The organism is Paenibacillus allorhizosphaerae (genome assembly GCF_042659105.1).
GTDB classification, from domain to species: domain Bacteria; phylum Bacillota; class Bacilli; order Paenibacillales; family NBRC-103111; genus Paenibacillus_G; species Paenibacillus_G allorhizosphaerae.
Genome location: NZ_JBHSRV010000012.1, coordinates 1 through 26,249, shown reverse-complemented (window position 1 = coordinate 26,249; position 26,249 = coordinate 1). Strand labels below are relative to the sequence as shown.

27 protein-coding genes, 3 tRNA genes, 1 rRNA gene, 1 riboswitch and 1 other annotated feature are annotated in these 26,249 nt (G+C 52.9%); of the genes, 3 read left to right on the top strand and 28 right to left on the bottom strand.

Features of this window, described 5'->3' with window-relative positions; genetic code table 11:
* Window positions 1–20: 20 nt before the first annotated feature.
* The 12 genes from upp to ychF all read right to left on the bottom strand — a co-directional run bounded on the left by upp (window position 21) and on the right by ychF (window position 12,090).
* A complete protein-coding gene (gene upp, locus ACFQI7_RS29350) occupies window positions 21–650 on the bottom strand; it encodes a uracil phosphoribosyltransferase (protein WP_218102359.1) in 630 nt (209 codons plus the stop codon).
* Window positions 651–1,034: 384 nt separating this feature from the next.
* Window positions 1,035–2,024, bottom strand: coding sequence for a tryptophan--tRNA ligase (gene trpS, locus ACFQI7_RS29345; protein ID WP_218102360.1), 990 nt, complete (start codon window positions 2,022–2,024; stop codon window positions 1,035–1,037).
* Between the two features lie 307 nt (window positions 2,025–2,331).
* Window positions 2,332–2,642, bottom strand: a binding site (T-box leader).
* 63 nt (window positions 2,643–2,705) lie between these two features.
* A complete protein-coding gene (locus ACFQI7_RS29340) occupies window positions 2,706–3,953 on the bottom strand; it encodes a serine hydroxymethyltransferase (protein ID WP_218102361.1) in 1,248 nt (415 codons plus the stop codon).
* Between the two features lie 39 nt (window positions 3,954–3,992).
* Window positions 3,993–4,562, bottom strand: a complete 570-nt coding sequence (locus tag ACFQI7_RS29335) for a TIGR01440 family protein (RefSeq protein ID WP_218102362.1) — start codon at window positions 4,560–4,562, stop codon at window positions 3,993–3,995.
* Between the two features lie 27 nt (window positions 4,563–4,589).
* Window positions 4,590–5,048, bottom strand: coding sequence for a ribose 5-phosphate isomerase B (gene rpiB / locus ACFQI7_RS29330; RefSeq protein ID WP_218102363.1), 459 nt, complete (start codon window positions 5,046–5,048; stop codon window positions 4,590–4,592).
* Window positions 5,049–5,241: 193 nt separating this feature from the next.
* Window positions 5,242–5,322, bottom strand: a riboswitch (ZMP/ZTP riboswitch).
* 81 nt (window positions 5,323–5,403) lie between these two features.
* On the bottom strand, window positions 5,404–5,988 hold the full coding sequence (locus tag ACFQI7_RS29325) for a low molecular weight protein arginine phosphatase (protein WP_218102364.1): 585 nt from the start codon (window positions 5,986–5,988) through the stop codon (window positions 5,404–5,406).
* Window positions 5,989–6,190: 202 nt separating this feature from the next.
* Window positions 6,191–6,754 (bottom strand): manganese efflux pump MntP, encoded by a 564-nt coding sequence (locus ACFQI7_RS29320; protein WP_218102365.1) that lies wholly within the window; start codon window positions 6,752–6,754, stop codon window positions 6,191–6,193.
* Between the two features lie 84 nt (window positions 6,755–6,838).
* On the bottom strand, window positions 6,839–7,906 hold the full coding sequence (locus ACFQI7_RS29315; protein ID WP_218102366.1) for an L-threonylcarbamoyladenylate synthase: 1,068 nt from the start codon (window positions 7,904–7,906) through the stop codon (window positions 6,839–6,841).
* Between the two features lie 22 nt (window positions 7,907–7,928).
* On the bottom strand, window positions 7,929–8,762 hold the full coding sequence (gene spoIIR / locus ACFQI7_RS29310; protein ID WP_218102390.1) for a stage II sporulation protein R: 834 nt from the start codon (window positions 8,760–8,762) through the stop codon (window positions 7,929–7,931).
* Between the two features lie 95 nt (window positions 8,763–8,857).
* A complete protein-coding gene (gene prmC / locus ACFQI7_RS29305; protein WP_218102367.1) occupies window positions 8,858–9,766 on the bottom strand; it encodes a peptide chain release factor N(5)-glutamine methyltransferase in 909 nt (302 codons plus the stop codon).
* Window positions 9,759–10,838: a peptide chain release factor 1 gene (gene prfA / locus ACFQI7_RS29300; RefSeq protein WP_218102368.1), complete on the bottom strand. Its 1,080-nt coding sequence runs from the start codon at window positions 10,836–10,838 to the stop codon at window positions 9,759–9,761. Before prfA ends, prmC begins: the two co-directional genes overlap by 8 nt.
* 151 nt (window positions 10,839–10,989) lie before the next feature.
* Window positions 10,990–12,090: a redox-regulated ATPase YchF gene (gene ychF, locus ACFQI7_RS29295; protein ID WP_218102369.1), complete on the bottom strand. Its 1,101-nt coding sequence runs from the start codon at window positions 12,088–12,090 to the stop codon at window positions 10,990–10,992.
* A 482-nt stretch (window positions 12,091–12,572) separates the two neighbouring features.
* Here ychF and tadA point away from each other — a divergent pair, with 482 nt between their 5' ends.
* Together tadA and ACFQI7_RS29285 are read left to right on the top strand one after the other, a co-directional pair.
* Window positions 12,573–13,043 (top strand): tRNA adenosine(34) deaminase TadA, encoded by a 471-nt coding sequence (gene tadA / locus ACFQI7_RS29290; RefSeq protein ID WP_268966860.1) that lies wholly within the window; start codon window positions 12,573–12,575, stop codon window positions 13,041–13,043.
* 114 nt (window positions 13,044–13,157) lie between these two features.
* Window positions 13,158–13,234 (top strand) — tRNA-Pro (locus ACFQI7_RS29285).
* Window positions 13,235–13,686: 452 nt separating this feature from the next.
* Here ACFQI7_RS29285 and ACFQI7_RS29280 read toward each other — a convergent pair.
* From ACFQI7_RS29280 to ACFQI7_RS29265, 4 genes are read right to left on the bottom strand one after another with little or no spacing between them, the layout of a single operon-like run.
* Window positions 13,687–14,349: a LiaF transmembrane domain-containing protein gene (locus ACFQI7_RS29280; RefSeq protein ID WP_218102371.1), complete on the bottom strand. Its 663-nt coding sequence runs from the start codon at window positions 14,347–14,349 to the stop codon at window positions 13,687–13,689.
* On the bottom strand, window positions 14,346–15,485 hold the full coding sequence (locus ACFQI7_RS29275) for a hypothetical protein (RefSeq protein ID WP_218102372.1): 1,140 nt from the start codon (window positions 15,483–15,485) through the stop codon (window positions 14,346–14,348). The genes ACFQI7_RS29280 and ACFQI7_RS29275 overlap by 4 nt, the downstream gene beginning before the upstream one ends.
* Window positions 15,482–15,985: an anti-sigma factor gene (locus ACFQI7_RS29270; RefSeq protein ID WP_218102373.1), complete on the bottom strand. Its 504-nt coding sequence runs from the start codon at window positions 15,983–15,985 to the stop codon at window positions 15,482–15,484. Before ACFQI7_RS29270 ends, ACFQI7_RS29275 begins: the two co-directional genes overlap by 4 nt.
* Entirely contained in the window at window positions 15,982–16,506 is a 525-nt protein-coding gene (locus tag ACFQI7_RS29265; RefSeq protein WP_218102374.1) for an RNA polymerase sigma factor, read from the bottom strand. The genes ACFQI7_RS29270 and ACFQI7_RS29265 overlap by 4 nt, the downstream gene beginning before the upstream one ends.
* Window positions 16,507–16,673: 167 nt before the next feature.
* Here ACFQI7_RS29265 and ACFQI7_RS29260 point away from each other — a divergent pair.
* Window positions 16,674–16,746 (top strand) — tRNA-Arg (locus ACFQI7_RS29260).
* Between the two features lie 123 nt (window positions 16,747–16,869).
* On the opposite strand, the gene map is transcribed toward ACFQI7_RS29260, so the two are convergent.
* The 12 genes from map to rrf all read right to left on the bottom strand — a co-directional run bounded on the left by map (window position 16,870) and on the right by rrf (window position 26,241).
* Window positions 16,870–17,613, bottom strand: coding sequence for a type I methionyl aminopeptidase (gene map / locus ACFQI7_RS29255; RefSeq protein WP_218102375.1), 744 nt, complete (start codon window positions 17,611–17,613; stop codon window positions 16,870–16,872).
* Window positions 17,614–18,177: 564 nt separating this feature from the next.
* Window positions 18,178–18,321 carry a small acid-soluble spore protein P gene (locus tag ACFQI7_RS29250; RefSeq protein WP_218102376.1) on the bottom strand — a complete coding sequence of 48 codons (144 nt, stop codon included), beginning with the start codon at window positions 18,319–18,321 and terminating at the stop codon, window positions 18,178–18,180.
* Window positions 18,322–18,344: 23 nt separating this feature from the next.
* The gene (locus ACFQI7_RS29245; RefSeq protein WP_218102377.1) at window positions 18,345–18,530 is read right to left on the bottom strand and encodes a hypothetical protein; all 186 of its coding nucleotides are present in this window, start codon (window positions 18,528–18,530) and stop codon (window positions 18,345–18,347) included.
* A gap of 18 nt (window positions 18,531–18,548) precedes the next feature.
* On the bottom strand, window positions 18,549–18,899 hold the full coding sequence (locus ACFQI7_RS29240; RefSeq protein ID WP_218102378.1) for a hypothetical protein: 351 nt from the start codon (window positions 18,897–18,899) through the stop codon (window positions 18,549–18,551).
* Window positions 18,900–19,066: 167 nt separating this feature from the next.
* A complete protein-coding gene (locus tag ACFQI7_RS29235) occupies window positions 19,067–19,609 on the bottom strand; it encodes a DoxX family protein (RefSeq protein ID WP_218102379.1) in 543 nt (180 codons plus the stop codon).
* Between the two features lie 437 nt (window positions 19,610–20,046).
* Window positions 20,047–20,136: transfer RNA gene (locus tag ACFQI7_RS29230), tRNA-Ser, on the bottom strand.
* A 47-nt stretch (window positions 20,137–20,183) separates the two neighbouring features.
* Window positions 20,184–21,467, bottom strand: a complete 1,284-nt coding sequence (gene serS, locus ACFQI7_RS29225; RefSeq protein ID WP_218102380.1) for a serine--tRNA ligase — start codon at window positions 21,465–21,467, stop codon at window positions 20,184–20,186.
* A gap of 11 nt (window positions 21,468–21,478) precedes the next feature.
* Window positions 21,479–22,051, bottom strand: a complete 573-nt coding sequence (pdxT, locus tag ACFQI7_RS29220) for a pyridoxal 5'-phosphate synthase glutaminase subunit PdxT (protein WP_218102381.1) — start codon at window positions 22,049–22,051, stop codon at window positions 21,479–21,481.
* Window positions 22,052–22,073: 22 nt separating this feature from the next.
* Window positions 22,074–22,955, bottom strand: coding sequence for a pyridoxal 5'-phosphate synthase lyase subunit PdxS (pdxS, locus tag ACFQI7_RS29215; RefSeq protein WP_218102382.1), 882 nt, complete (start codon window positions 22,953–22,955; stop codon window positions 22,074–22,076).
* A 123-nt stretch (window positions 22,956–23,078) separates the two neighbouring features.
* Window positions 23,079–24,371 carry a D-alanyl-D-alanine carboxypeptidase family protein gene (locus tag ACFQI7_RS29210; protein ID WP_218102383.1) on the bottom strand — a complete coding sequence of 431 codons (1,293 nt, stop codon included), beginning with the start codon at window positions 24,369–24,371 and terminating at the stop codon, window positions 23,079–23,081.
* Between the two features lie 112 nt (window positions 24,372–24,483).
* Window positions 24,484–25,941, bottom strand: coding sequence for an IMP dehydrogenase (guaB, locus tag ACFQI7_RS29205; RefSeq protein ID WP_218102384.1), 1,458 nt, complete (start codon window positions 25,939–25,941; stop codon window positions 24,484–24,486).
* 183 nt (window positions 25,942–26,124) lie between these two features.
* Window positions 26,125–26,241, bottom strand: a 5S ribosomal RNA gene (rrf, locus tag ACFQI7_RS29200).
* Between the last annotated feature and the right edge of the window lie 8 nt (window positions 26,242–26,249).

Sequence of the window (26,249 nt, the reverse complement as noted above, 5' to 3'; positions counted from 1 at the left end):
CTATGTACTGCGATTACATTTTATTTCGTTCCGAACAAGCGGTCGCCCGCATCCCCGAGCCCCGGCACGATATATCCGTGATCGTTCAAATGATCGTCGATGGCCGCCACATACAAATCCACGTCCGGATGGACTTTCTGCACGGCTTGTACGCCTTCCGGCGCTGCAATCAGACACATGAGCTTGATCTGGGAGCAGCCGCGGTTTTTCAGCGCGGTAATCGCCGCATTGGCCGAGCCACCCGTCGCCAGCATAGGGTCGATCACGATCAGTTCCCGCTCCTGCACATCGGTCGGCAGCTTTGCGTAGTATTCCACCGGCTCCAGCGTATCGGGATCGCGATATAAGCCGATATGGCCAACTTTCGCCGCCGGCACCAGCTTTAGAATGCCGTCCACCATGCCGAGCCCCGCGCGGAGAATAGGGATCAGGCCAAGCATACGTCCCGAAATAACGCGGCACTCCGCCGTCGTAACGGGCGTTTTAACCTGCACCTTTTGGAGCGGAATATTTCTTGTAATTTCATAAGCCATCAATGTGGCTACTTCATCCACCAGCTCGCGAAAATCTTTGGTGGTTGTACTTTCATCCCGAATGAATGTCAGCTTGTGCTGAATCAGCGGATGGTCGCAAACAAAAACTTTTCCCATACCGTGCTCCCCCTAGTAAACGCGCGTTATGAATGGCCCAGAACGCAGCCCAAATCAGCTCCGTCAAGCACGCTTTGAACATGGAGCCCCGCATAACGCCAAATCTTGTCTATTATACCACAACTGCCTTAACTTATCCTGATTTGTTCAAAAAATATACATAATTGTGCCACGTGGAACAATTTTTCTCCTTCCCAACGTTTCACGTGCTTCGATTTACCTTTTTCGTTCCATTGTACTTCTTACAAAGGTCACTTCAAAAAAGGTAAATCTTCGCGGCATCAAGACCAACAAAACGAGCAATGGACAAAGGTAAGGACCTGCCTTTGCAAGCATCGGCAAGCCCTTCCGTCTCCTTATTCGGGGAAAACGCCTCTCCCCTTTTTATCCAAAATAATTAATTCCCATGGCCTCCCGCACCTCGGTCATTGTGTCCTTGGCCACACGGCGCGCCTTGCGGGTACCCTCGATCATCATTTCGTCGATTTCTTTCGGCCTCCCGCTGTAGGTCGAACGCTCTTCGCGGATCGGTTCAAGCAGCTCGTTCATCGCGCGGACCACCAGTCCTTTGCAATCCGAACAGCCGATCTTTCCCGCCTTGCAGTTTTGCCGAATTTCCCCGCAGCCCTCCGGACGGAACGCGCTGTGGTAATCATAAATCGGGCATATGTCCGGGTTGCCCGGATCCATTTTATGAATCCGGTTCGGATCGGTTTTGGCCCGTTTGATTTGCGCGGCGACTTCATCGCTGCTCGAATCGAGAAAAATCGCGTTGCCCATGCTCTTGCTCATTTTGCTGCTGCCGTCGAGCCCCTCCAGCCGCTCGCCTACGATCGCTTCCGGCTCCACCAGCACCGGGGCGTACAGGTCGTTGAACCGCCGTACAATTTTTCTTGTTTGTTCAATATGCGGGATCTGATCGTCCCCTACGGGAACTAACGTCGCCTTGCAGAATGTAATGTCGGCCGCCTGGCTCACGGGATACCCCAGGAAGCCGTAATACATGTCCTTGTAGCCCCGGGCTTTTGCTTCCGTCTTGATCGTCGGATTATGCCGCAGCGCGTTCACGGTGACGAACATCGAGTAATATACGGTCAATTCCGCGATTTCCGGAATCATCGATTGTACAAACATCGTCGACTTCTCCGGATGCAGCCCTACGGACAAGTAATCGAGCGCCACGTTCCGCAAGTTTTCACTTATTACTTTCGGGTTTTCAAAATGGGTCGTTAACGCCTGTACATCGGCGAGTAATATAAACGTTTCGTACTGATCCTGCAGCAGCAAGCGGTTTTTGAGGCTTCCGACGTAATGGCCCAGGTGAAGTTTCCCGGTAATCCGGTCGCCGGTGAGTACACGTTCTTGTTTGGACATAGAAAATCCCTCCGCAATATGATTGTTCAATCGCTTTACAAGCCAATAGCCGCCACCACCAGCCATCATCCATGGCCATCACCCCCTTCAAAATATAATGCTCTGCTGCCCGCCTCTTGCTGGCCGTAAGCAGCCCGTTTCCCCCACGCCCGCGAGTAGCCTGGCTGCCTTATGCACGGGCACGAGGAAGCCCGCGATTGCGCTTGGCATGAGAAATTGAGCCTATGGAGCTTGCGCGGCTTTACGGCGTCAACATGCCCCGTTGCTGAACCGCTGTCCGCGTGAACGCAAAAAAACTTCGTCCCCGGTAAAGGACGAAGTTGGATTCGCGGTGCCACCTTTGTTAGCCTGAGGTTACGGGCGGCAAAATACACCCAAAAGCAGCAGGCAACTTAAACAGGTACGGTAAGAGTCTCCCTCACGCTTGACGCTTACGATACCCTGTCTCTTGTATCGGTGAGACGTTCCGCCTTTCCTACTGAACATAAGACGAGCTCAAGCTCCTGTTCGGATCGGCACTCCGAAGCCCATTCGCACGTTGACCCGACGCTGATTCACACCATCCATCAGCTCTCTGAAGTCTTTGCAACGCCTACTCTTCTTCATCATCGTGTGCATTTGCTTTGATCCCATCATAGCACCGAAAGCCGGCCTCCGCAATAGAGACCGGCTTTCTCCAAATTAATACGACAATCCCGGATACAGTTGGAATTGACCTGTCAAATCTTTTACCATGCCGCGAACTTTCTCGTGCACCGCCGCGTCCGACGGATTTTTGAGCGTCAGCGCGATGATCTTCGCGATCGTCTTCATCGCTTCCTGATCCATGCCGCGAGAGGTTGCAGCCGGTGTGCCGATACGAACGCCGCTTGTAACGAACGGGCTGGTCGGATCGAACGGAATCGCGTTCTTGTTCACGGTTACGCCGATTTCGTCAAGCAAATGCTCGGCGTCTTTCCCTGTAATATTCAGGCTGCGAAGGTCGATAAGGATCAAATGGTTATCCGTACCGCCGGATACAAGATCAATGCCTTCGGCTTTCAGTCCTTCTTCGAGCGCCTTCGCGTTGTTCACTACGTTCTGGGCGTACGTCTTGAATTCCGGCTGTAGCGCTTCGCCGAACGATACGGCTTTGGCCGCGATGATATGCATCAACGGACCGCCTTGGGAACCCGGGAATACCGCTTTGTCGATCGCGGCAGCCCACGGCTTGCGGCACAAAATCATCCCGCCGCGCGGACCGCGAAGCGTCTTGTGCGTCGTCGTCGTTACGAAGTGCGCGTGCGGCACCGGATTCGGGTGCAGACCGGCAGCAACAAGGCCCGCGATATGCGCCATATCCACCATGAACAGCGCGCCTACGTCGCTTGCGATTTGGCCGAGTGCTTCGAAGTCGATGATCCGCGGATAGGCGCTGGCGCCGGCTACGATCAAACGAGGCTTATGCTTGAACGCCGCTTTGCGAACGTCCTCGTAATCGATGCGGGAATCTTTCTCGCTAACGCCGTATGCTACGAAGTTGTACAAAATACCGGATGCATTGACCGGACTGCCGTGCGTCAAATGACCGCCGTGCGCCAGGTTCATGCCAAGCACCGTATCTCCCGGCTGCAGCGCCGCAAGGTAGACGGCCATGTTCGCTTGCGCACCGGAATGCGGCTGCACGTTGGCATGGTCGGCGCCGAACAATTGCTTCGCGCGGTCGCGGGCGATGTCTTCCACGATGTCCACATACTCACAGCCGCCGTAATAACGCTTATTCGGGTAGCCTTCCGCATATTTGTTCGTCAGTACCGTCCCCATCGCCTGGAGCACCGCTTGGCTGACGAAGTTTTCAGATGCGATCAACTCGATTTTGTCGCGTTGACGGCCGAGCTCGAGGTTCATCGCCTCGACGATTTTCGGATCTTGGTTACGCAAATGTTCCATGATGTTTCAATTTCCTCCCCATAATGAATGATCTATGTGTTATTCGCAAGCACCGCTGGATTCCGGAGCCTGCTGCTCATACACTGCTCTTGCGCCGCCGATCAGCTTCGGCCGGGTGAAGGCTGCGGCGACGGCCGCTTGTCCAATGGTTCGAACCCGAGGTCGGAACGGAACCGCCACCCGTTTCAAATGCATGCCGATCAGCGTGCCGCCAATGTCGATGCCGGCGTGCGCCTGCACCGTCTCTACGACGACCGCATGGCTCAAATGCTTATATGCGTAAGCGGCCATGGAACCTCCGGCTTTCGGCACCGGAATGACGCTGACTTGCTCCAATCCGTACCGCTGCATCGCTTCCCGCTCCATGACGAGCGCCCGGTTCAAATGCTCGCAGCATTGATATACCGGATAAAACCCGCATTCCGCTCGAACGGCTTCCACCGCGTCATAAATATGCTGTGCAACCGTCTCGCTTCCGGACGTGCCGATATGCTGCCCGAGCACCTCGCTGGTGCTTGTCCCGATGACCACCAGTTGGCCCCGCTCCAAGCGTCCTGCCTGCACAAGCTCGCGAACGATCTGCTCCACTTGCGTGCGAATGTCCGTCATCGCGTTCTGCTCCCTGTACAAGTAACGTTACGATTGGACTGCATATTTGTCTTCCAGCGCCTTCACTTTCCCTACGCGGTTTTTGTGGCGTTCGCCACCTGAAAAACCGGTCTCCAGCCAAATTTTGACGATCTCCTCCGCTACGCCGGGGCCGATGACGCGCTCGCCAAGCGATAGCACGTTGGAGTCGTTATGTTCGCGGGTCGCTTTCGCCGAAAACAAATCGTGAACCAAAGCGCAGCGAATGCCCGGCACTTTGTTGGCGGCAATCGTCATGCCGATGCCCGTTCCGCAAATCAAAATCCCTTTGTCCGCCTCGCCGGATGTGACCTTCTCGCATACGATCGCCGCATAGTCGGGATAGTCGACCGACTCGCTGCCCATCGCTCCGTAATCCTGCACTTCATGTCCGAGCGATTCGATGAACGGCTTGAGCACATCCTTTAAGCGGTAACCCGCATGATCCGCACCCATTGCAATTTTCATATTGTTTTCGCCTCCCAGCTATATGCAACTGCACACCGACGCTGCGGCGGTTGCAATTGTCCAATCATTTGCAACTGCGGCTCCGTGACAATGGCAGTTGACGATCCATACCACTCTCATTATAACCGAAACCGGGCATTTTAGGGCAATAACGCAAAAAGAGCATGACACATGCGGAGATCCGCATTGCGATGCTCTTTGCCCAGGCGACCGGCCGTATGTTCCGATGCTCCACTGTGGTTGCTTCCACTCGTCGCCAGTTACATCGGACCCTGAATTGTTATACGCTTATCATAGCCGATTCGGCGTTCGCTGTAAAGCCTATCTTCCCGTAGCGAACGAGGAGCGGCGAATGTCAGTCCAATGCTTTGAGCTTTGCCGTCAGCTTGATAAGGCAAGCCTCGATTTCTTCCGCACACTTGCGGTAGGCGTGCAGCGGCCCCCCGAACGGATCGGCAATATCCGGCGACGGAAGCTCTCCCCCTAAAGTTCGCAGCTTCGCCTGCTCCGCTTCCGAGATCGGTTGCGCCAACGCTTGTTTCAGCTGCAGCTCGGTCACGAAGCTTTCCAGCTCCGCCAGTTTGGCCGTTTCTGCCGGATCGTCGTGCACATATTCTTTCAGCGTGAAGATTTTGTCTACCGCCGCCGGGTACAGCTGAATCGTGTGCCTTTTATGCGAAGAAGTCATGGTCAAGACGAGATCCGCCCATTCGATCAACGGCTGAGACAAAAAAGTCGAATGCCTGGGCCCCTCGGCTCCACGCTCCTTCAGTACGGAAGCCGCATGATCGGACGTCGGCGTTCCGTCGTAAGCCGCCACTCCCGCAGAACGCACCTCGTATCCGGTTAAATTTCCTTCCGCCAGCAGCTTTCGCAAAATGCCTTCCGCCATCGGGCTTCGGCAAGTATTCCCGGTACATACGAACAAGATCCGGTTCATCGGTTTCTCCCACCTTTCTTACGGATTGCATCTTGCTTTCCCTGTATAACAATCCTGTAGCCCTCCTCGTGATCCGAGAAGCTTTGTGTCCATGGCAAGAAGCTGCCGCGCACCGAAACGTTATTTTCGAAGAGCCCCGAATTCGGGCGCTCTTCTTATTTTACCCTAAAATGGCCCATTTATGGGCCAGTCTTTCGCGGGGTTACAATAAAAATTTAATGCCGAAGGCGAGCAAAATAACGCCGCCCAGCGCCTCGCCATATTCTCCGATCCATTGCCCTACGCGCCGCCCGAGCATCAGTCCGATCACGGACATGAGGCCGCCCATCGCTCCGAACATCAGCACAGTCAGCACGGTATCTCCCGCGAACATGCCGAGGGAAAGGCCGACGGAGAAGGAGTCGATGCTGACGCTAAGCGAAAACAAAATGAGTCCCCAAAAGCTGCGGTGATCCACGGAACGAAACTCATCCGAGCGGAGCGAGCTGTACAACATATGGGCACCGAGCAGGACGAGCAGGATGCCGCCGCAAAGCGTCGCAACTTGTCCAAGCAGCGCGCTGATATAGCCGCCCATCAGGATGCCGCCGAGCGGCAGGATCATATGAAAAAGAGCGATCACTGCGCTAATTTTCAATACATCGAGCTTGCGTACCCCTCTCATGCCGATGCCGAGTCCCAGTGACAGCGCATCCAGACCAAGGGCCGCGGCCATGAGCCAAATGGTCACGAATTGCCCCCATACCAGCGGCGATGTCCAATCCATGCTTCCCCTACCCCCTGTCCTGTTCCTAACCAACATATGCGGACAAGGGGCAAAACATGCTTGCATCGCGGAGCGCCTAAGGGCCTATATGCGAACGATCCGGCCGCCGGCCGCTTTGCGCAGCCGGTTCATGACGGCGGCGCCGATGCCCTGCTCGGGGCACGCCTCCGCGGCGATGAAGCTGACGCCGGCTTCATCGAATTCGCGCAGCGCGGCGTAGAGCCCGCGCGCGACGGTGTCCAGGTCGCCGAGCGTGCCGCAGGCGACTTCATGATCCGCGCGGAGACGGCCGGCGTGTTCACGGTACGTGAAGACGCCGGTGCGCTCGCCGCGCGAGCGCGCTTCATCGAGCTCGCGCTGCATGCGAGCGAGCACCGGTTCAGCGGCGCCGCCCTGAACGAGCACCATCGCGCCGCGCGGAGCGTAGTGCGCGTATTTCATCCCGGGCGCGCGCGGCGCCTCGGGCTCCTGCTTGTGTTCGTCTGCCGAAGGCTCGAGCACGGTGACGTCCGGCAGCGCGGCGCGAAGCTGCGCTGCGATGATCCCGCCGGGCCGCAGGATGTGGAGGGCGCCGTCCGCGCCGAATTCGACGACGGTCGATTCGAGCCCGACGCCCGTCGGCCCGCCATCCACGACGCCGGCGATGCGGCCGTCGAGATCCTCCAGCACGTGTGCCGCATGCGTCGGGCTGGGCCGTCCCGAACGGTTCGCGCTAGGGGCGGCGACGGGACATCCGCTAGCTGCGATCAGCTGCAGCGCGACCGGATGGTCGGGCATGCGAAGCCCGACCGTCGGCAGCCCCGCGGTGACCAGCGGGGACAGCACGCCGGGAAGCACCGGCAGCACCACGGTGAGTGGGCCCGGCCAGAAGACGTCGAGCAAACGCGAAACGGCCTCATCCGGCGGGGCGGTGAGCTCCGCAAGCTGAGACCTTTCGGCGATGTGAACGATTAGCGGGTTGTCGGACGGTCTGCCTTTCGCCGCGAAGATCGCCGAAACCGCCTCCGTATTGGCGGCGTCGGCCCCAAGGCCGTATACCGTTTCCGTAGGAAAAGCGACGAGCTTCCCTTCTCGGAGACTTTCCGCCGCTTCCCTCAGTCCATCGGCGTTGCCGCCGCTTGCCGACAAATCAATCTTCCAAACCTTTGTCATACCTATCCACCCTTTTCTTTCGTCACGCAAACAGGGAGCCGACCTTCTTCAGCAAATCCCACAGGAAGAAGCGGATTTCCGGCTTCGGCGCCGATGCGGATGCCAGTTGTTCCTCAGCCTGTCCCGCAGCATCAAGCGCCTTGCCTGCACCTTTGGAAGCGCCCGCTTCCTGAACCGTTTTCCCGTTAGTCGCCGATTTTCCCGCATCCGCCGTTTTGCCTGCGGCGGTTTTTGCGTCTTTTGCAGGCTTGCCTGCTTTCGTATCTTGACTTGCTTTATTGTCATCGGCCTCATCCGCGGCTGCGGCATGCGCCGTATTTTTCTTTACCATCATCTCCGAGTCGACGAAGCAGAGCGGAGGAAACAGCACGCACCACCAGTTCTGTCCTTCCGCAGCACCGATCGAGACGCGCAGCGCCTCGTAATCGCCGGCCGGATATACTTGGTTGCCGTACATTTTCGTCGGGAACGGCACGACGCCAAGCTCCACTTTATAGTCGTAGTCAAATCCGTTGCTGCGCAGCGTCTTGCCGACAAGCTCATGCAGCTCCGGCAAATGCTCACGCACCACGGCGCGCGCCGCTTCGATGCCTTGCGGCTCCGTCACCCAGCCGTTCATCTGCTCGATAATCGCATCCCGCACTTCCCGCTTTACCCACTGGTCGGCAGGTGCATCGGAATTAGCCAAAATACGCAAACGGATCGACTCCTGCGGGATGATATCGCTTGCCGTCTCCGCTTGTTCAGCCGATGCATACAGCATGGCGTTTGAGCGATTGGATTCCCAGCAAGTCATCATCACCATCAGAGCAAAAGCGATATAAGCATATCGTTTCCAACCGAACCGTTTGACCATCATCAGCAGCCCCTCTCGAACTCTTGCAACTCTAGTTGTCAGTATGTCCGAATTGAGAGAGTTTATACGTATGAGCCTAGTAATCTATTAAAATATTATGCTAGTGACGGCTTCCGGTAGGCGATCACATGCCGCTCGATGCCCGCCAAATCGGGGATAACCCGGACTTCGTCCCAGTCCGCCGCCTGCTCCAGCAGACGTCTTACCTCGCCGGCTTGCCCCTGCCCGACCTCGAAGCCCACGAGCGACGGTAGCGCGGGCAGCTCCGCCAGCTGCGATGTCAGCCTGCGGTACAGCACGAGGCCGTCGACGCCGCCGTACAGCGCCGTTCGCGGCTCGTACAGCCGCACCTCCGGCTGCAGTCCCGCTTCATCCTCCTCCGGGATGTACGGCGGATTCGACACCACGGCATCGAGTTTTATGCCGCGTTCAATGTACGGGACGAGCAAGTCGCCTTCCATGAAGGCGATTCGCTCCTGCATCCCGTTTCGCGCTGCATTGGCCTCAGCCACTTTCAACGCGTCGGGCGAGATGTCGGAAGCCAGTACGCGCCATTCAGGGCGCTGCACGGCGAGGCTCACAGCGATCGCACCGCTGCCGGTGCCGACGTCGCACACGACGGGACTCTCGCTCTTCCGTGCCCCGGTTTCCCACAGCCGCCGTCCTAGCGTTACGACCGCTTCGACGAGCAGCTCCGTCTCCGGCCGCGGTATGAGCACCGCCGGCGTAACGGCAAAGGGGAGCCCGTAAAACTCCTGCTCCCCGATCATATATTGCACCGGCTCGCCGCTCGCCTTGCGCTCCAGCAGCCGCTGCCAATCGGCTTCCCGCTCCTGCGGGAACGGCTCCGGCCAGCGGAGCAGCAGACCGCTGCGGTCTTCGCCAAGCAGGTGCTCCAGGAGCCGCTGCGCGTTTGCTTCCGGTTCCCGCACCCCGCGCTGCCGCAAAAAAGAAGAAGCCTCCGCATAGGCTTCACGTATCGTTAACCGCCGCGTATCAGACACCGGCGTATTCTCCTTTATCCATCAGCTCGGTTTGCGAAGCGATCGTCAGCGCCGATATGATCTCGTCCATATCGCCGTTCAGCACCGAATCAAGCCGATGCAGCGTTAAACCGATCCGATGATCCGTCACGCGGCTTTGCGGGAAGTTGTAGGTCCGGATGCGCTCCGAACGGTCGCCCGTCCCGACTTTGCTTTTCCGCTCCGCCCCGTACTTCTCCATCTCTTCCTGCTGCATCTTGTCAAAAATCCGGGCGCGCAGCACTTGCAGCGCCTTCTCTTTGTTGGAGTTTTGCGATTTGCCGTCCTGGCACGTCGCCACGATGCCCGTCGGAATGTGCGTCACGCGCACCGCCGATTTCGTCGTGTTGACGGACTGGCCGCCCGCACCGCTCGAACAAAACGTATCGACGCGAATATCCGCGTCGTGAATTTCAATATCGAAATCTTCCATCTCTGGCATGACGCCGACGGTCGATGTTGACGTATGAATCCGCCCGCCCGATTCGGTCGTCGGAATGCGCTGTACCCGGTGCGCCCCGCTCTCGAATTTCAGCTTGCTGTACGCCCCTTTGCCGTTCACCATGAAGATGATTTCCTTGAAGCCGCCAAGATCGTTCATGTTCGCATCGAGCACCTCGGTGCGCCAGCCTTGAGAATCGGCAAACTTCGTGTACATCCGGTACAAATCGGCCGCGAACAGCGCCGCCTCATCCCCTCCGGCCGCGCCGCGGATTTCCACGATCACGTTCTTGTCGTCGTTTGGATCTTTCGGCATCATCAGCACTTTGATGCGTTCCTCGAGCTGCGCTTTCCGTTCCGTCAGCTCGTCGAGCTCCATTTTGACGAGTTCCTTCATTTCGTCGTCGAGCTTTTCGTTTTGCATTGCCCGCGCCGCTTCATACTGTTCCACTACGCTTTTATATTCCGTGTAAGCTTCGTACGTTTCCTGCAGATCGGATTGCTCCTTGGAATACTCCCGCAGTTTTTTCGCATCGCCAGCCACATCAGGGTCGCACAGCAGCTCGCTCAATTTCTCATAGCGGTCCGCCAGCGCTTGAAGTCGATCCAACATCGTCATACACCTCTTCTTTCTTCCATTTTCGTCGTTTTTCCTGCTGCTTATTCCTCATCGTCGTCCGGGTGGCGGTCCGTTTCAACCGGGTCCACATTTCCCAAAGCCGCCGCCGACCGTAACAACTTTCTTCGGATCGTAAGCTTCGTGGCTAAACGTTGAAACGGAAATGCATGACGTCGCCGTCCTGAACGACATATTCCTTACCTTCCAGACGAAGCAGCCCTTTCTCTTTGGCCGCGTTCATCGATCCCGTATTAGACAAATCTTCATAACCGACCACTTCCGCACGAATGAATCCGCGCTCAAAGTCTGTATGGATGACGCCGGCTGCTTGAGGGGCTTTCATCCCTTTGCGGATGGTCCACGCGCGAACCTCCTGCACGCCCGCCGTGAAGTACGTATACAATCCTAGCAGCTTATACGCAGCCTTGATCAAGCGGTTCAAGCCGGATTCCTGCAGCCCGAGCTCTTCCAGGAACATTTGCTTGTCCTCGCCCTCCAGCTCCGCGATCTCCGATTCGACTTTCGCACTGATCGGCACCACTTCCGCACCTTCCTGCGCAGCGTATTCGCGTACGCGCAGTACGAACGGGTTGTCTTCGGCATCCGCCACTTCCGCCTCGCTCACGTTGGCTGCGTACAGCACCGGCTTCATCGTCAGCAGATGCAGGTCGCGAATCAGCAGCTTTTCCTCGTCGCTAAGATCAACGCTGCGCGCCGGTTTGTCATTATAAAGCGCCTCTTTTACCCGTTCGAGGCATTCCACTTCTTGAGCGTACTTTTTATCGCCGCTCTTCATATTTTTGCGGGAACGGTCAATTCGCTTATCTACCGAATCCACATCGGCCAAAATCAGCTCGAGGTTGATCGTCTCGATATCGCTGATCGGATCGACCGTACCCGAGACGTGCGTAATGTTCTCATCCTGGAAGCAGCGTACGACATGCACGATCGCATCCACTTCGCGGATGTGGGCCAAAAATTTGTTGCCGAGGCCCTCTCCTTTGCTTGCGCCTTTCACGAGCCCGGCAATATCGACAAATTCAAATGCCGTCGGCACAATGCGGTTCGGCGTCACAATCTCGGCTAAGCGATCCAGGCGCTCATCCGGCACCTCCACCACACCGACGTTTGGATCTATAGTACAGAATGGATAGTTCGCCGATTCCGCTCCCGCCTGCGTAATAGCGTTAAATAACGTAGACTTGCCGACGTTCGGCAGCCCGACGATCCCAGCTTTCAATGCCATTCCAAGGACAACTCCTTAATGTTATGTCTAGGGAAATTCCTAACTTAAGATTATACTACAAAAAGAAGCGTCATGTCACCTTACGCCCCTATGCAAAAAATACCGTCTGCTTCCCAGTCGTCAAAAACGGTATGTTCGGTCGGCTCTCTCGGATCGGTTGCAGTACTCTAGGCAAATCAAAGAAGTCCACTTTTCGCGTGGTATGGATAGTACGAATTGGCATATCGATCCATCCCATAATATGTTAGTTCATCCATTTTCGTTTGTGGCGAGAGCTGCCATATCGGCCGAAAAAGGCGTATTCACACTTTCAACAACGCTGTGGACAATCCGTTGTGCATAACGCGAAATTGCGCTTCATCCCCATTTTTTCTACAATGATATGTGAATATCGATAACTTATCCACAATTTTATCCACAGCATGTTAACAACGAATATTTGTTCGTTTGCTTTATACACAAGTTTGAATGAGGTGCGGCGATTGTCTTCTCTTGAATATTCTCATGAATTTTTTATGCGGGCAGCTATTGAAGAAGCCGGTAAAGCCGAGTCGATCCGGGAAGTTCCGATCGGCGCTGTCATTGTCCGCGGTAACGAAATCATCGGCCGCGGCCATAACGTGCGGGAAACCACCCGCGACCCGCTCGCTCACGCGGAGCTCATTGCCATTAAACAAGCCAGCGAGTATCTGGACGCCTGGCGGCTGCTGGACTGCCGGCTTTACGTCACGCTGGAACCCTGCCCGATGTGTGCCGGGGCTATTGTCCAAGCCCGCGTTCCTACCGTAATCTTTGGTACGCCTGATCCGAAGGCGGGCTGCGCGGGAACGCTGATGAATCTGCTGCAGGAGGAACGGTTTAATCATCGGGTGGAAGTCATCAGCGGCGTGCTGCAGGAGGAATGCAGTGCGATGTTGACGTTATTTTTCCGAAAACTTCGAGGGAAAATATGACGCAGCCCGCTTGATCGTAATGCGAAAAATTCCGTTTACCGACACGGTTCACAGGTTCTTTACATCTATTTTTTCCTATGATATTATATAAAGACTTCGTCCTTAAACGAAGATCGAGACGTGGCTCAGCTTGGTAGAGCGCTTGGTTCGGGACCAAGAGGTCGCAGGTTCAAATCCTGTCGTCTCGACCACCATACATATAAGATTGCGGCGATCGGGCCGCAATTTTTTTTTTGCCCAAAACGAAAATGCACCAATGGGCACTAGCACTGATCCCAATAGTAGCTCGAATTACGTTCCGATGCTCCTTTTGTGAGTCAACCTCCATCGAACTTCCTTATAACCACTTCTTTTTCGCGCACCTTCAAATTTGAATTTTCTTACATATATTCCCTTTCAATTCCTTGAGAGATCAAGGTTTTTTGTTTTTTAGGAACCGATGTCCCCGCATTTTGCTGTGCACCCTTTAGAGTCAGCTCTTTCGTCGATTCTGTAATAAGAACTCTCCCGCTTTCGGAAGATTTACCCTCTTGAAATGCGAATGTTCGTTCGCTATTCTTCGTATACTAATGTCAAGAACAAATGTTCTTTTCTTTAGGAGGCGGTATCCAATCTGCTCCGTTTCAACTATCCTGAAGCGCCGTTAGGATACGATTGGCATTTGGTCCGCTCCCCGTACCTCCACCTGCAATTCTTGCGGAAGCACAACCGTCACCCTCATATACGGGTAGTAGGAACGAAGGCCCCGATGCGCCGGCTGCTGCTTAATTTGCACATACATCGTATCGCCTACCGTCTTGAACGCGTATGGATTCGGCTTGTCTGCTTCGGTCCCCGCTTCTTTCAGCACCCGCTCGCGGTAGCTTCCGAATACATGAACCGTGCGTTCGGTCGACTGATCCACCTTCACCTGGGAACCGGACGTTTGTACGATAATCCGCTTAATGTTTGCGCCTACCGGCTCCTGTGCATCGGGAAGCTCCACCGTTCGCTCCACCTCGGATACGGCCTGCCGGATTTCCCCGATGACCCCGATGCTTGTCAGCATGGCAAAACCAAGACAGCAGGCGTAAAGCACTGAGACAAAAAATACGCTTATAAAATCATAATGAATTACGCTGTTTTCTTTTCGCGAAAACCATATGTACAGTATAATTTCAAGGCCAAGCAGCACGAACAAGATCGGCCACCAGGCGATGAAGGCGTCAAACGCCTTCATCCCGTTCATTTGCGATACAAAAAGGATGCTGCCCAGGAAAACAAGGGTTAACCCCATCGACAACGTGCCTACGCGCCATCGCGTCATAACGGCCTCCCTCCCTTCGTTTTTTTGCTGCCGAGCAGGAGACGAATCCCCCCGCCGATCAGCAGCACGCAGACGATCGTCGTTTGAAAGTACCGGTCAAACCAGTAGGTGAACCTTTGCATCTCTTCCGCGGTTAACCACAGATCCAGGGCGTTAATTAGTACCTGGTCGAACAAGTAATATACACCCAGTGCGAGAATGGCAATACCGATCCAGCGCTGATGGTGCATCAGCCAATCCACGATCGGCACATCGCGCAGCTCCTCGCGACCGACTTTCGATATATGCTGAAGCGCATCGAAAAAGCTGTAAAACCAAAGGATCGGGATCAGGAACAAAAACAGCGATAGACGCAGCGTATCCATAATGTAAATGCTGAATAAAAAGGCAGCCATGAACTGCAGTCCCCGCTTTTGCAGGCCCAAGTACATGTGCCCCGCGCCTGGGAACATAGCGAGCAGTGTCGCCATCGTTTTATTTTTTTTGCCGGAGTCTCGGCCCTCCTGAAAATCCTCGAATATGGTCCGATCCAGCAGCGGCTCGCCGCGCTCTTTGCGATTGAGCTGCTGTACGATGTCGAACAAGCCATACAGCCAAATGATCGGCAAAATGCCGAGGAAAACGAAAAATCCATCTCTGTGCGTCAGCGCAGCAACAAAAAGGATCATGACCGTTAAGCCGAAGAAAGTGACCAGAAAAGCAAGCCCTCGCTGCATAAGCCCCAGTTGAAAGTGGCCGAGCCCCGGAATAAACGACAATAGAATCGTGTGGAAGCGCTCGTTGTTTTGCGACAGCGGCGGCAGCGACGTCCTGCCGTCGACCGATTCGTAGCCTCCTGCGCGCGCAGTGACGTTCCACGCAGATTCCGGTTGTTTGATCAGCAGTGTCCGAAGCATATCGATCATATTGATGCCCCAAAAAAGCACCGCCACAAACAGCATGAAAAAATACGGAAATTCGTTTCCACCGATCACTCGATGAAACCGGGTCGCCACCATAAAGGCAAGCAGTAGCAGCGAACCGAAACATCCGGCGCCGTATAACATTCCTTTTAACGTTCGGCCTAAGTAAAGATGACCGAGTCCGGGGATAAACGACAGCAAAAATGCGGTCATTGGACTTTTATTTGAATTCATGGCGTACTCCCTCTTTCACGTTTCGGTTGAATGGAATCCAGCATGCCAAGCGTATGATTCATTATGATTTTGGAGAATGGTTCATCTGCCGGTTCTGCTGCATTCGCCGAATCCGGTTCGATGTGGGCGATCTGCTGGGTGATCGTCTGGAACACGCCGGATCCCATCAAAATCAACGTGATGACCGCAGCTACGGCATAATGAAAGAACGGATGATGGAGCAGCGGGAGACGAGCGTCGCGCCTTGCAGCCGGAAGCACCGTGAGGGCGGCATTCCGCTCCTGCGATGTACACAGCTCATCGAACCTGTTCATGGCGGCAGCCGCAAAGGCGGCTTCATCGTCGGGCAGCGGCAATCCTTCCGACTGCTCCAGACACTGCATGTACTGCTCCAAACAAAGGTCGCACACGATTAAATGCGCTTCGCATCGTTCCCGCTCCACTGGCTCCAGCTCATCTTCTACATACTTTTTCCACTGCTCTACCGGAATATGGTTCACTTCCACTCCTCCTCCTTCCAATGCTTGCGCATATACTGCTTGGCCCGATATAACTTCGATTCTACCGTTTTTAAAGCCATCTTCTGTTCATCGGCAATTTGTTGGTAGCTTTTCTCTTCAAAGTAAAAGGCAATAACGACATCGCGATAGTTCTCCGGCAGCCGTTCCAACTGATCGCGGACTTGTTCTCTTCGTTCACGGCTAATGACGTTTGCTTCCAACGAATTGTCCTGCACGTTGTCTTGATGCTGGAGCGACTCCCATTGATCGGTAAGCTGCTCCTTTTTGCGATCTCTCGCCCGTCTGAAATCAATCGCCTTGTTCACGGCGATACGGGTAATCCACGTCTTAAATCCTTGATATTGATACTGAGGGAGAGACGAGCATATCTTCAGCAGCACTTCTTGCGTGACGTCTTCGGCATCCTTCGTTGAACGAAGCACCGCAAAGACCGATTGGAACAAATACCGACCGTACTTGTCCACAAGCTCGCGGAATGCATCCCGGTCCCCGGCAGCCATTCGCGCAATCCAAGCTTCTTCCGTAATCGTCTCCCCCTCCTCTCTGCTGTAATAGACGATCCTTATAGGGAAACTACTGCACCTTGCACAAAAATTATACGCCCATTTATTCCCGCTTTGCCCTTTATTCCTTACGGTCCATATGATATAATAATGAATGGTTTTATGTCCCCGTAGCTCAACAGGATAGAGCAGTCCTCTCCTAAAGGACAGATAGTGGTTCGAGTCCTCTCGGGGACGCTCTTTTACCGAAACGATAACGAGCCTGATCACGCAAATCGACGTGGTCAGGCTCTTTTTCATCGTTAACCTCAATCCCTACGAAAGAGGTTATTCAGCTATGCTCCGCTAAAGTACCCCTTGTTAACGAGTCAATACGAGCGGTCCGCTTTTCGTAATGGCAACGGTGTGTTCGAACTGCGCCGACAAACTTCCATCCATCGTGCGGGCCGTCCAGCCGTCAAAATCGATAAACATTTCAAATTTTCCCGCGTTAATCATCGGTTCAATCGTAATCACCATGCCTTCCTTCAAAAGAAACCCTTTGCCCGGTTTGCCGACATGTGCAAAGGACGGTTCTTCATGCATCGATCTTCCAATGCCGTGCCCTTCCAAATCTCGGACGACGGAAAACCCGGCCTTTTCCGCATGCTTTTGCACGACGTGCATTACGTCGCCGATCCGGCTGCCCACGATCGCTTTGGAGATGCCGAGATCAAGACATTCCTGGGCTACGCGGATTAAACGCTGCGCCTCCTCCGATATTAACCCTACCGCATACGTGCGGCACGAATCGGCCACCCAACCATCGTATTTGCATACGATATCCATCTTTACAATATCGCCATTCATCAGCGGCTCTTGATTCGGAAAGCCGTGGGCGATGACGTCGTTCACCGAAGCGCAGGTGGCAAACGGAAAGCCGCGATACCCTTTGGTCACGGTTTCCGCTCCGTGTTCCTTCAAGAATCGTTCGGCAAAATCGTTAATCTCAAGCGTCGTAACTCCCGGACGTATCCTCCTTTCAATTTCTTCATGGCATCTGGCCAATATATACCCTGCTTTGCGTATTTGCTCGATTTGATCAGGAGTTTTCAAAATAACCATCGGACTTCCTCCCCAAGCTCTCAGACCTGTTCATTATACATATAGTACGCATTTGCATCAAAATGTTCCCCCTCATGCCTGAGCCGCACAAATCTTTAAACTTCGACAATTTATCACGGTTCGGCAAACCGTTCATCAACATTTGAAAACTGATTCGTAACACACAAATCATTCCTTACAGGGCTGCTTTTGAGGTCGCGGCGACAACGGAATCATAGGAAGCAGACCGCTTAAAAACGATTCTCTTTTCTCCCACTTCATGGTAGAATTAGGGGGAATCTATGAAGGGGTGTAGACGCAATGCCGCCAACCAATCGATATTACATCATTTACGACGAATATTCGATTTCCATTTGTACTATGTTCGACGACATATGCGATGCTTTGGCAAACGGATCGGTGTTATTCGGCTATACGGATAACGAAGATATGGCTCATTCGATGATGGGCGAATGTTTTCTTGCATTAGAAAAAAGGAATTCATAGCGATATGTAATATAAAACCAACAGCCCCTTACTTATTGTAAGAGGCTGTTGGTTTTATATTATAAGGTCGGAACACTTTTATCCTTCGCCGTTGTTATGACGGCTATGATTTTGATTTTTTACCTTTTTCGAACCGGATAAAGGTTCATTGGGCTGACGGCGTTCCGTTTGATTTTGTCGTCCGCTTGGCGGGTTTACCGGCTCCGGAATGTCTTTTGGCATTGAATATCCCCCTTTGCTGCAATTTAATTTTCTTTATCCGTAAGCATCGAAATCCCTGATTCATCCTGATGATTTAATGCGTCCTGGTGCCTGCGGTCGTTGGTTTGCTGCTGCAACTGCTGTGCTTGGTGGCTATTTACGATATTTTTATCCAAGTCTTTTACGACATTTTGCAGGTTTTTGTCTGCGCCGCTTTTATTTTTGGTCATGCGGATTCGGGCCCCTTCCTATGTGCTGGTCGTCAGCGAATGCAGCTGCTGCGCGCATTCATGAATATGTCTTACATAGTCGTCCACCATCGTCTGGATGATATCCGTCCGTTCGTCTACGCTGACGCCATCGCGCTCCACATCAACCAGTTCTACCTTGACTTCCCTTGCATCCATGTAGGTGCATTTATAGTCAAAGCTGTAATTGCTGTGTCCTGCGGTAGCAATATGAACCCGCAATACGTTCGGCTCTGCTTCGTCTTTTTTCACTTCGGCGCGGTCCGATTCACTCAGAACGGTCGGCAGCGTATTTGCCCAAGCATCCGCCAGCCGCTGTGCGTCAACTTGCAGAGTATCGTGTTTGCTCATGATTTAACACCTCCACATCCTTAAAATGCGAATCTCGCGACCGCTTTATACCAAGGCTTGGGAAGCAAAAAAAACCATGCGGTTCGCCAAATGATCGCGGCCCATACAAAAAAAAGTTCTGCGAGCCCAATGTCTCGCAGAACTTTCATTGCGAATCCTTTTACCTGTTACACATGTGCTGGAGTAGGCGTTGTGCCGGTACCTGTTGTATGGCCGGCGTCTTTGTTGTGGTTAAACCATTTGCGCAAGTAAGGCATCAAGTAAAAGTCGACGCCGAATCTGCCTGCGTTAACCCCGGCCATAAATACGATGACTCCGATCAGCGCCATCCACGGGTTCGTGCTTACCGTGCCGGCGAACATAAACATAAAGTTCATGAGGAGTGCGAAGAACGCCGCCGCGGTAGTTAAACATCCCAGTATTAAACCGAGACCTACCAAAAACTCGCCCAACGGAATCATAATGTTGATCAGCTCCGCGTTCGGTAAAGCAAAGTTGTTAATGAATGCAGTGAATGTCGGATACACAAGCTCATTGGTTGCTTTGTCTACAATCGGCTTGGTTGCTGCATTTTTCAGGAAGCCAGTTGCGTCAAACCCGCCTGTTAGCTTATGCCAGCCTGCTGTAATCCACTCGTAACCAAGGTACAGGCGAACAAACAACAGAATCATTGCAGCGTATTTATTTTCTCTAAGCCATTTTACCATCATGATAATCAGCTCCCATATTTTTATAGGTGACTTTTTTCACATACATTATTAAAAATAAAATCCGTCTATTGTAGCCGAGATCGTCTAGTAGTTTGTTGTAAAAGTTTCATGGTCCGTCTTCCTTTCCGATTGCTTTATTGTTTCTTCCTTGCTACACCTTTAATTTACTACGAATACTAAGTATTGTATGTGATTTTAATCACAATCAGAAATTTTATTCTCCTGTTCACATCCCACCTGCTTGCTCCTCATACAAAAAAACGACCCTCGCGGGTCGCTGCTTTTATGTATGGCGGAGAGGGTGGGATGCGGCCCCTGCGGGCCGACTGCGATGCTTATGCTTCCGACGTCTATGCTCCGACGAACCTCCGGTTCTCCTCCCACCTGCTTGCTCCTCATACAAAAAAACGACCCTCGCGGGTCGCTGCTTTTATGTATGGCGGAGAGGGTGGGATTCGAACCCACGGTAGCCTCACGACTACGGCGGTTTTCAAGACCGCTGCCTTAAACCACTCGACCACCTCTCCGGGTGACAAGAAGCATTGTATCACAAAACAAAAATTAAATTCAAGCGTTAATTTTTACTGATCCTGCTGACCCCGCCCATATAAGGCTGCAGCACTTCCGGCACCAGGACGCTTCCGTCCTCTTGCTGGTAATTCTCCAAGATCGCCGCGACGGTACGACCAAGCGCCAAGCCCGATCCATTAAGCGTATGCACGAATTCCGGCTTTGCCTTGCTGTCTCTTCGAAATCGAATATTCGCCCGACGTGCCTGGAAGTCCTCGAAATTACTGCAGGACGAAATCTCGCGGTACATGTTGCTGTTTGGCAACCATACCTCAATATCGTACGTCTTGGCCGACGAGAAGCCCATATCGCCCGTACAAAGCGCCATCACGCGGTAGGGAAGCTTCAGCAACTGCAGCACCTTCTCGGCGTTGCTCGTGAGCTTCTCCAGCTCTTCGTTCGAGCTCTCCGGCGCCGTCAGCTTCACCAGCTCAATTTTGTTGAATTGATGCTGGCGAATGAGTCCACGGGTATCGCGACCCGCCGACCCGGCTTCCGAACGGAAACACGCGCTGAATGCGACGAAATATTTGGGCAAATCCTCGATCGTCAATATATCGTCACGGTGATAGTTCGTTACCGGCACTTCCGCGGTAGGAATGAGAAAATATTCTGTACCTTCCACCTTAAATACATCTTCCTCGAATTTCGGCAGCTGTCCCGTTCCGGTTAAACTGTCCCGATTCACGATATACGGCGGCAGCATTTCCTCATACCCGTGCTGATCCGAATGAAGATCCATCATAAAGTTAATGAGAGCCCGTTCAAGACGAGCGCCCAAACCTTTATAAAATACAAAACGGGATCCCGTCACCTTCGCCGCGGCTTCAAAGTCAAGAATACCGAGCTGCTGGGCGATTTCCCAGTGCGGCCTCACTTCGAAAGCGAAGGATGGAATCTCACCTTCACGGCGAATTTCGATATTGTCTTCCTCGGAAGCACCTACAGGAACTTGCTCCTGCGGTAAGTTAGGAATAGCGAGGAGAATCGTATCGAGTTCCGTCTCCAGCCCGCGGATTTCTTCATCCAGCGTTTTGATGCGGTCGCCGACGACCTTCATTTCCTCGATCAAATGGTCTGCGTTTTCCTTCGCTTTTTTCAGCTGCGCGACTTCTTGTGAAACGACATTGCGGCGGTTTTTCAACTGCTCTACTTCTTGCAGAAGCTCCCTGCGTTTCGTATCCAACTCGGTAAAACGGTCCAATTCCGCGATATTTTTACCGCCCCGGTTTGTCATCGCCTGCTTGACTTTATTCATATCACTGCGGAGCAGTTTTACATCCAACAAGGAGATCCCTCCTACCTCGATTCACGTACCATGTCCAGAAAATAGGCATGCAGCCGCTCATCATCGGTCAATTCCGGATGAAACGAGGCAGCCAATAAGTGCCCTTGGCGGGCGGCAACGATCTGATCGCGATAAGTCGCCAAAACGTCTACGCCGCTGCCCACCTGCTCGATCAGAGGCGCTCGAATAAATACGGCGCGAACGTCCTTGTCGACGCCTTTAATGTCCAAATCGGCTTCGAAGCTCTCCCTTTGCCGTCCGAAAGCATTTCTGGCGACGCGAATATCCATCAAACCGAGATGCGCCTCTTCTTGTCCGGATATTTCCTTGGCCAGTACAATCAAACCTGCACAAGTGCCGAAAAGCGGCTTGCCCTGCAGCGAAAACTCGCGCAAGGCATCGATAAAGCCGTACGTACGCATCAGCTTCCCGATGGTCGTGCTTTCTCCACCGGGAATAATGATTCCGTCAATGCCCGGCAGCTGATCCGTTCTTTTCACAACTATGCCATCGCCGCCGGCCTTCTCTATCATATGGATATGCTCCGCAACCGCCCCCTGCAGGGAAAGCACTCCAATTTTCATGCCGTTCTACCTTCTTCCTGAATTACCAGCCGCGATCCTGCATCCGCTCGGATACGTTCAGCTTGGAAATTTCTATCCCTTTCATCGGTGTGCCAAGGTTTTTCGAAACTTTGGCGATCAGCTCATAATCCGTGTAATGCGTAGTCGCTTCGACAATCGCTTTGGCGAACTTTTCAGGGTTGTCCGATTTGAAAATACCGGAGCCGACGAATACGCCGTCCGATCCCAAATGCATCATCAGTGCAGCATCCGAAGGCGTCGCTACGCCGCCGGCAGCAAAGTTAACAACCGGCAACCGGCCTGTTTCATGCACTTGCAGAAGCAGCTCGTACGGAGCGCCTAAATTTTTTGCTTCCGCCATCAGTTCGTCCTTCGACAAACTTTGGATTTTGCGGATTTGGCCGGTAATCATACGCATATGACGAACCGCTTCGACGATATTGCCCGTTCCCGGCTCGCCTTTCGTACGGATCATCGACGCGCCTTCCCCGATCCGGCGCAGTGCTTCCCCAAGGTCTCTGGCACCGCAAACGAATGGAACCGTAAACTCTTTCTTGTTAATGTGGAACACTTCATCCGCCGGCGTCAATACTTCGCTCTCATCAATGTAGTCTACGCCCATCGACTCAAGTACTTTGGCCTCTACAAAATGGCCGATACGCGCCTTAGCCATGACCGGGATGGAAACCACCTTCATGACCTCTTCCATGATGGTAGGATCAGCCATACGGGCTACGCCACCTGCTGCTCGAATATCTGAAGGCACTCTTTCCAAAGCCATAACAGCCGATGCCCCTGCCGCTTCAGCAATACGGGCTTGTTCGGCATTCATAACGTCCATAATGACGCCACCTTTTTGCATTTCGGCCATACCTTTTTTCACTCGGGATGTTCCAGTTTCCATATCCGACTCCTCCTAAACGACGCTCCGTTATATTCACGATACGCAAAATGCGACAAACTAACTAAGCAATTATTTTACATGAACCATTCTAAATATACAACCCGTAGGACCGGGAATTTACGCCTACTTCGATCCGCTGATCATATCGACAAAAAAGTTTTTGATCGCCCGGAAAAACAACCGGAACCAGCTGCCTTTTTCTTCGTCGTTCGCCGCTACCATCTTGACCGTATACGGTTTATTTTCATACGTGACCGTCAGCGTGCCGACTTCGTCGCCTTTTTTGATCGGTGCTACCAAATCCGGCTTCCCTTGCGCCGTTTTCACAAATGCGCTATCTGACGTTCCTTTTTTGACAAGCAGCGAAAGTCCTTCGCCTGTAACAGCTGCCGCTTGCGTATTCACGCCTTTTTTCATCGGTACGGCCGGAAGCGCGTCGACTGTGGCTCCGGCTTGTACAATTTCTTTCTTTTCAAAATTCGTAAAACCGTAGTCGAGTATTTTTTTCGTGTCAAAGAAACTGTTATCTCTCGTACTGGAGTTCATCACAACGGAAATGAGCCTTGTATCGTTCCGGACCGCCGTCCCCGTAAAGCAATAGCCGGCCTTATCCGTATGTCCGGTTTTAAGCCCGTCCAATCCTTGATACACATATTTCTTAAAATTAATATTGTCTTTATTGCCCTCGAGCATCCAGTCATAATTAATCATCGGATTGGCATCCGTCGGCCTGAACTTTTTCGAAGGGATGCTAGAATACTTCACGATGTCGGGATGATCCTTCAGGAGGTGGTATGCGATCAAGGCTGCATCGCGTGCGGTGAAGATCGTCTCCCCGGGCAGCGAGCTTGGCGCATACTTTCCCAGGTCGACCCGATCCAAACCGGATGTGCCAATGAAATACGCATCCTTCGATAGCCCCAGCTTGGCCGCCGTTTCATTCATGAGCTGTACAAATTTTTCTTCCGTTCCGGAAATTTTCTCCGCCAAAGCCACAGCGGCTCCGTTATCCGAATAAATCGTTACCGCATAAAACAAATCTTCTACTGAGTACGTGTCTCCCATCGCTTTAGGAATGCCGGATAACGCTTTATTATTCGATAAAAATGCGGAGTATTCGCTAATTTGAACCGTATCGGTCCAGCTGATCTTCTTGTTGGCAATGCTTTCGAATATCAAGTATTCCGTCATCATCTTGGCCATACTGGCCGGGGGCATAGGCACATCTTCGTTTTGCGCAAACAAGACTTGTCCCGTGGCCGCCTCCATCAATATCGCCGATTTGGCTGTTATTCCTAAGTTCGGTGCTTCCGTTTCTGCCGCCCGCGCTGTACCCGTATATATGGAGGAAACCGCAATTTGTGCCAATAATGTAATCCCTAACGCTAGCTTTCCCCATTTCCAAAACCGTTTCACTTCTTCACTCTCCCATTATTTATTGTTCTTTTATTGTAGCATACCGGCCCGTCCAAAAAAAAGGAGACAAAGGACTGGGCCTTTGCCTCCAGTATATATAGATTCGTTACAGTTACATCGAATAGTTCGGTGCTTCTTTGGTAATTTGTACATCATGTGGATGGCTTTCCCGCAAGCCGGCACCCGTAATGCGAATAAAGCTTGTTTCATTGATCAATGCCTGAATGTTCTTCGCACCGCAATACCCCATGCCAGAGCGCAGTCCGCCGATCAATTGGTACAACGTGTCGGCCAGTGGCCCTTTATAAGGAACGCGTCCCTCAATGCCTTCCGGAACCAGTTTGCTTTCGTTTTCCTGGAAGTAACGGTCCTTGCTGCCTTCCTTCATCGCGCCCAGCGAACCCATGCCGCGGTACACTTTAAAACGGCGCCCTTGGAAAATTTCCGATTCTCCCGGACTTTCTTCCGTTCCTGCAAACAGGCTCCCGATCATAACCCCGCTAGCGCCCGCCGCAATTGCTTTGGTCACATCGCCCGAGTACTTGATGCCCCCGTCAGCAATAATCGGTACATTATACTTTCTTGCTACAGAGGCGCAGTCGTAAATCGCTGTAATTTGCGGAACTCCGATACCGGCGATTACGCGCGTCGTACAGATCGATCCAGGCCCGATTCCCACTTTCACGATGCTTGCTCCGGCTTCGATCAAGTCTCTTGTTCCGTCACCTGTAGCAACGTTACCGGCGCATATCGGTAAATCCGGATATTGCTGACGAATGCTTCTCACCGTATTCAGGATATTGATGTGATGGCCGTGCGCCGAGTCCACGACGATCAGATCGACGCCTGCTTCTACGAGCGCGGCAGTCCGTTCCATGACGTCCTTCGAAACGCCAACAGCGGCACCCGCCAACAAACGCCCATGCTTGTCTTTAGCCGAGTTCGGGAATTGGATGGCCTTCTCGATATCTTTGATCGTGATAAGTCCCTTCAGCACATTCTGCTCGTCAACGAGCGGCAGCTTCTCGATCTTGTGCTTCTGGAGGATTCCTTCCGCTTGCTGCAGCGTCGTACCTACCGGCGCTGTCACGAGCTGCTCCCGAGTCATAACCTCTTTAATTTTGATCGAATAATCATGTACGAAGCGCAAATCACGATTTGTCAAAATCCCTACCAATTTTTTGTTCTCGTCGCAAATCGGTACACCCGAAATCCGATACTTCGCCATTAATTCTTCAGCATCGTACACATGATGTTCGGGGGTCAAATAAAACGGGTTCGTAATCACGCCGCTTTCGGAACGTTTTACGCGGTCTACTTCCTCTGCCTGCTGTGCAATCGACATGTTTTTATGGATGATGCCGATGCCGCCTTCTCTGGCCATCGCGATCGCCAATGCCGACTCCGTTACCGTGTCCATCGCTGAACTGAGGAAAGGTACGTTTAGTTTGATCTGATTCGTCAGCTCCGTCGAAATATCAATTTCTTTCCCAAACACTTCCGATTTTCGCGGAACGAGCAATACATCGTCAAACGTCAGCCCTTCTTTTTCAAACTTAGATTCCCACACGTAAATGTTGCCCCCTTTAATTTTGTCCTTGCCGAAAATATATTAATTGCAATCTTATCAAAAGCCCTTTTTGAGTGTCAAGCATAAAGTCATGAAGATTTGACCGGGCTTCCATAGTATTCCAATCCCGCAAAATCTAAAAAGAGCCTCTTTGGATTATGTCCAAAGAGGCTCTTTTTATCTGCTTGGCGACGTTCTACTCTCCCAGGACCCTGCGGTCCAAGTACCATCGACGCTGGAAGGCTTAACGTTCGTGTTCGGGATGGGTACGCGTGGTTCCCTTCCGCCATCATCACCAAACGGTTGAT

Coding starts and splice junctions, on each gene's coding strand:
- upp (WP_218102359.1), bottom strand. CDS start 650: ATGGGAAAAGTTTTTGTTTGCGACCATCCGCTGATTCAGCACAAGCTG.
- trpS (WP_218102360.1), bottom strand. CDS start 2,024: ATGTCCAAACAAGAACGTGTACTCACCGGCGACCGGATTACCGGGAAA.
- ACFQI7_RS29340 (WP_218102361.1), bottom strand. CDS start 3,953: ATGGAACATTTGCGTAACCAAGATCCGAAAATCGTCGAGGCGATGAAC.
- ACFQI7_RS29335 (WP_218102362.1), bottom strand. CDS start 4,562: ATGACGGACATTCGCACGCAAGTGGAGCAGATCGTTCGCGAGCTTGTG.
- rpiB (WP_218102363.1), bottom strand. CDS start 5,048: ATGAAAATTGCAATGGGTGCGGATCATGCGGGTTACCGCTTAAAGGAT.
- ACFQI7_RS29325 (WP_218102364.1), bottom strand. CDS start 5,988: ATGAACCGGATCTTGTTCGTATGTACCGGGAATACTTGCCGAAGCCCG.
- ACFQI7_RS29320 (WP_218102365.1), bottom strand. CDS start 6,754: ATGGATTGGACATCGCCGCTGGTATGGGGGCAATTCGTGACCATTTGG.
- ACFQI7_RS29315 (WP_218102366.1), bottom strand. CDS start 7,906: ATGACAAAGGTTTGGAAGATTGATTTGTCGGCAAGCGGCGGCAACGCC.
- spoIIR (WP_218102390.1), bottom strand. CDS start 8,762: ATGGTCAAACGGTTCGGTTGGAAACGATATGCTTATATCGCTTTTGCT.
- prfA (WP_218102368.1), bottom strand. CDS start 10,838: ATGTTGGATCGACTTCAAGCGCTGGCGGACCGCTATGAGAAATTGAGC.
- ychF (WP_218102369.1), bottom strand. CDS start 12,090: ATGGCATTGAAAGCTGGGATCGTCGGGCTGCCGAACGTCGGCAAGTCT.
- ACFQI7_RS29280 (WP_218102371.1), bottom strand. CDS start 14,349: ATGACGCGATGGCGCGTAGGCACGTTGTCGATGGGGTTAACCCTTGTT.
- ACFQI7_RS29275 (WP_218102372.1), bottom strand. CDS start 15,485: ATGAATTCAAATAAAAGTCCAATGACCGCATTTTTGCTGTCGTTTATC.
- ACFQI7_RS29265 (WP_218102374.1), bottom strand. CDS start 16,506: ATGGCTGCCGGGGACCGGGATGCATTCCGCGAGCTTGTGGACAAGTAC.
- map (WP_218102375.1), bottom strand. CDS start 17,613: ATGGTTATTTTGAAAACTCCTGATCAAATCGAGCAAATACGCAAAGCA.
- ACFQI7_RS29250 (WP_218102376.1), bottom strand. CDS start 18,321: ATGCCAAAAGACATTCCGGAGCCGGTAAACCCGCCAAGCGGACGACAA.
- ACFQI7_RS29245 (WP_218102377.1), bottom strand. CDS start 18,530: ATGACCAAAAATAAAAGCGGCGCAGACAAAAACCTGCAAAATGTCGTA.
- ACFQI7_RS29240 (WP_218102378.1), bottom strand. CDS start 18,899: ATGAGCAAACACGATACTCTGCAAGTTGACGCACAGCGGCTGGCGGAT.
- ACFQI7_RS29235 (WP_218102379.1), bottom strand. CDS start 19,609: ATGATGGTAAAATGGCTTAGAGAAAATAAATACGCTGCAATGATTCTG.
- pdxT (WP_218102381.1), bottom strand. CDS start 22,051: ATGAAAATTGGAGTGCTTTCCCTGCAGGGGGCGGTTGCGGAGCATATC.
- pdxS (WP_218102382.1), bottom strand. CDS start 22,955: ATGGAAACTGGAACATCCCGAGTGAAAAAAGGTATGGCCGAAATGCAA.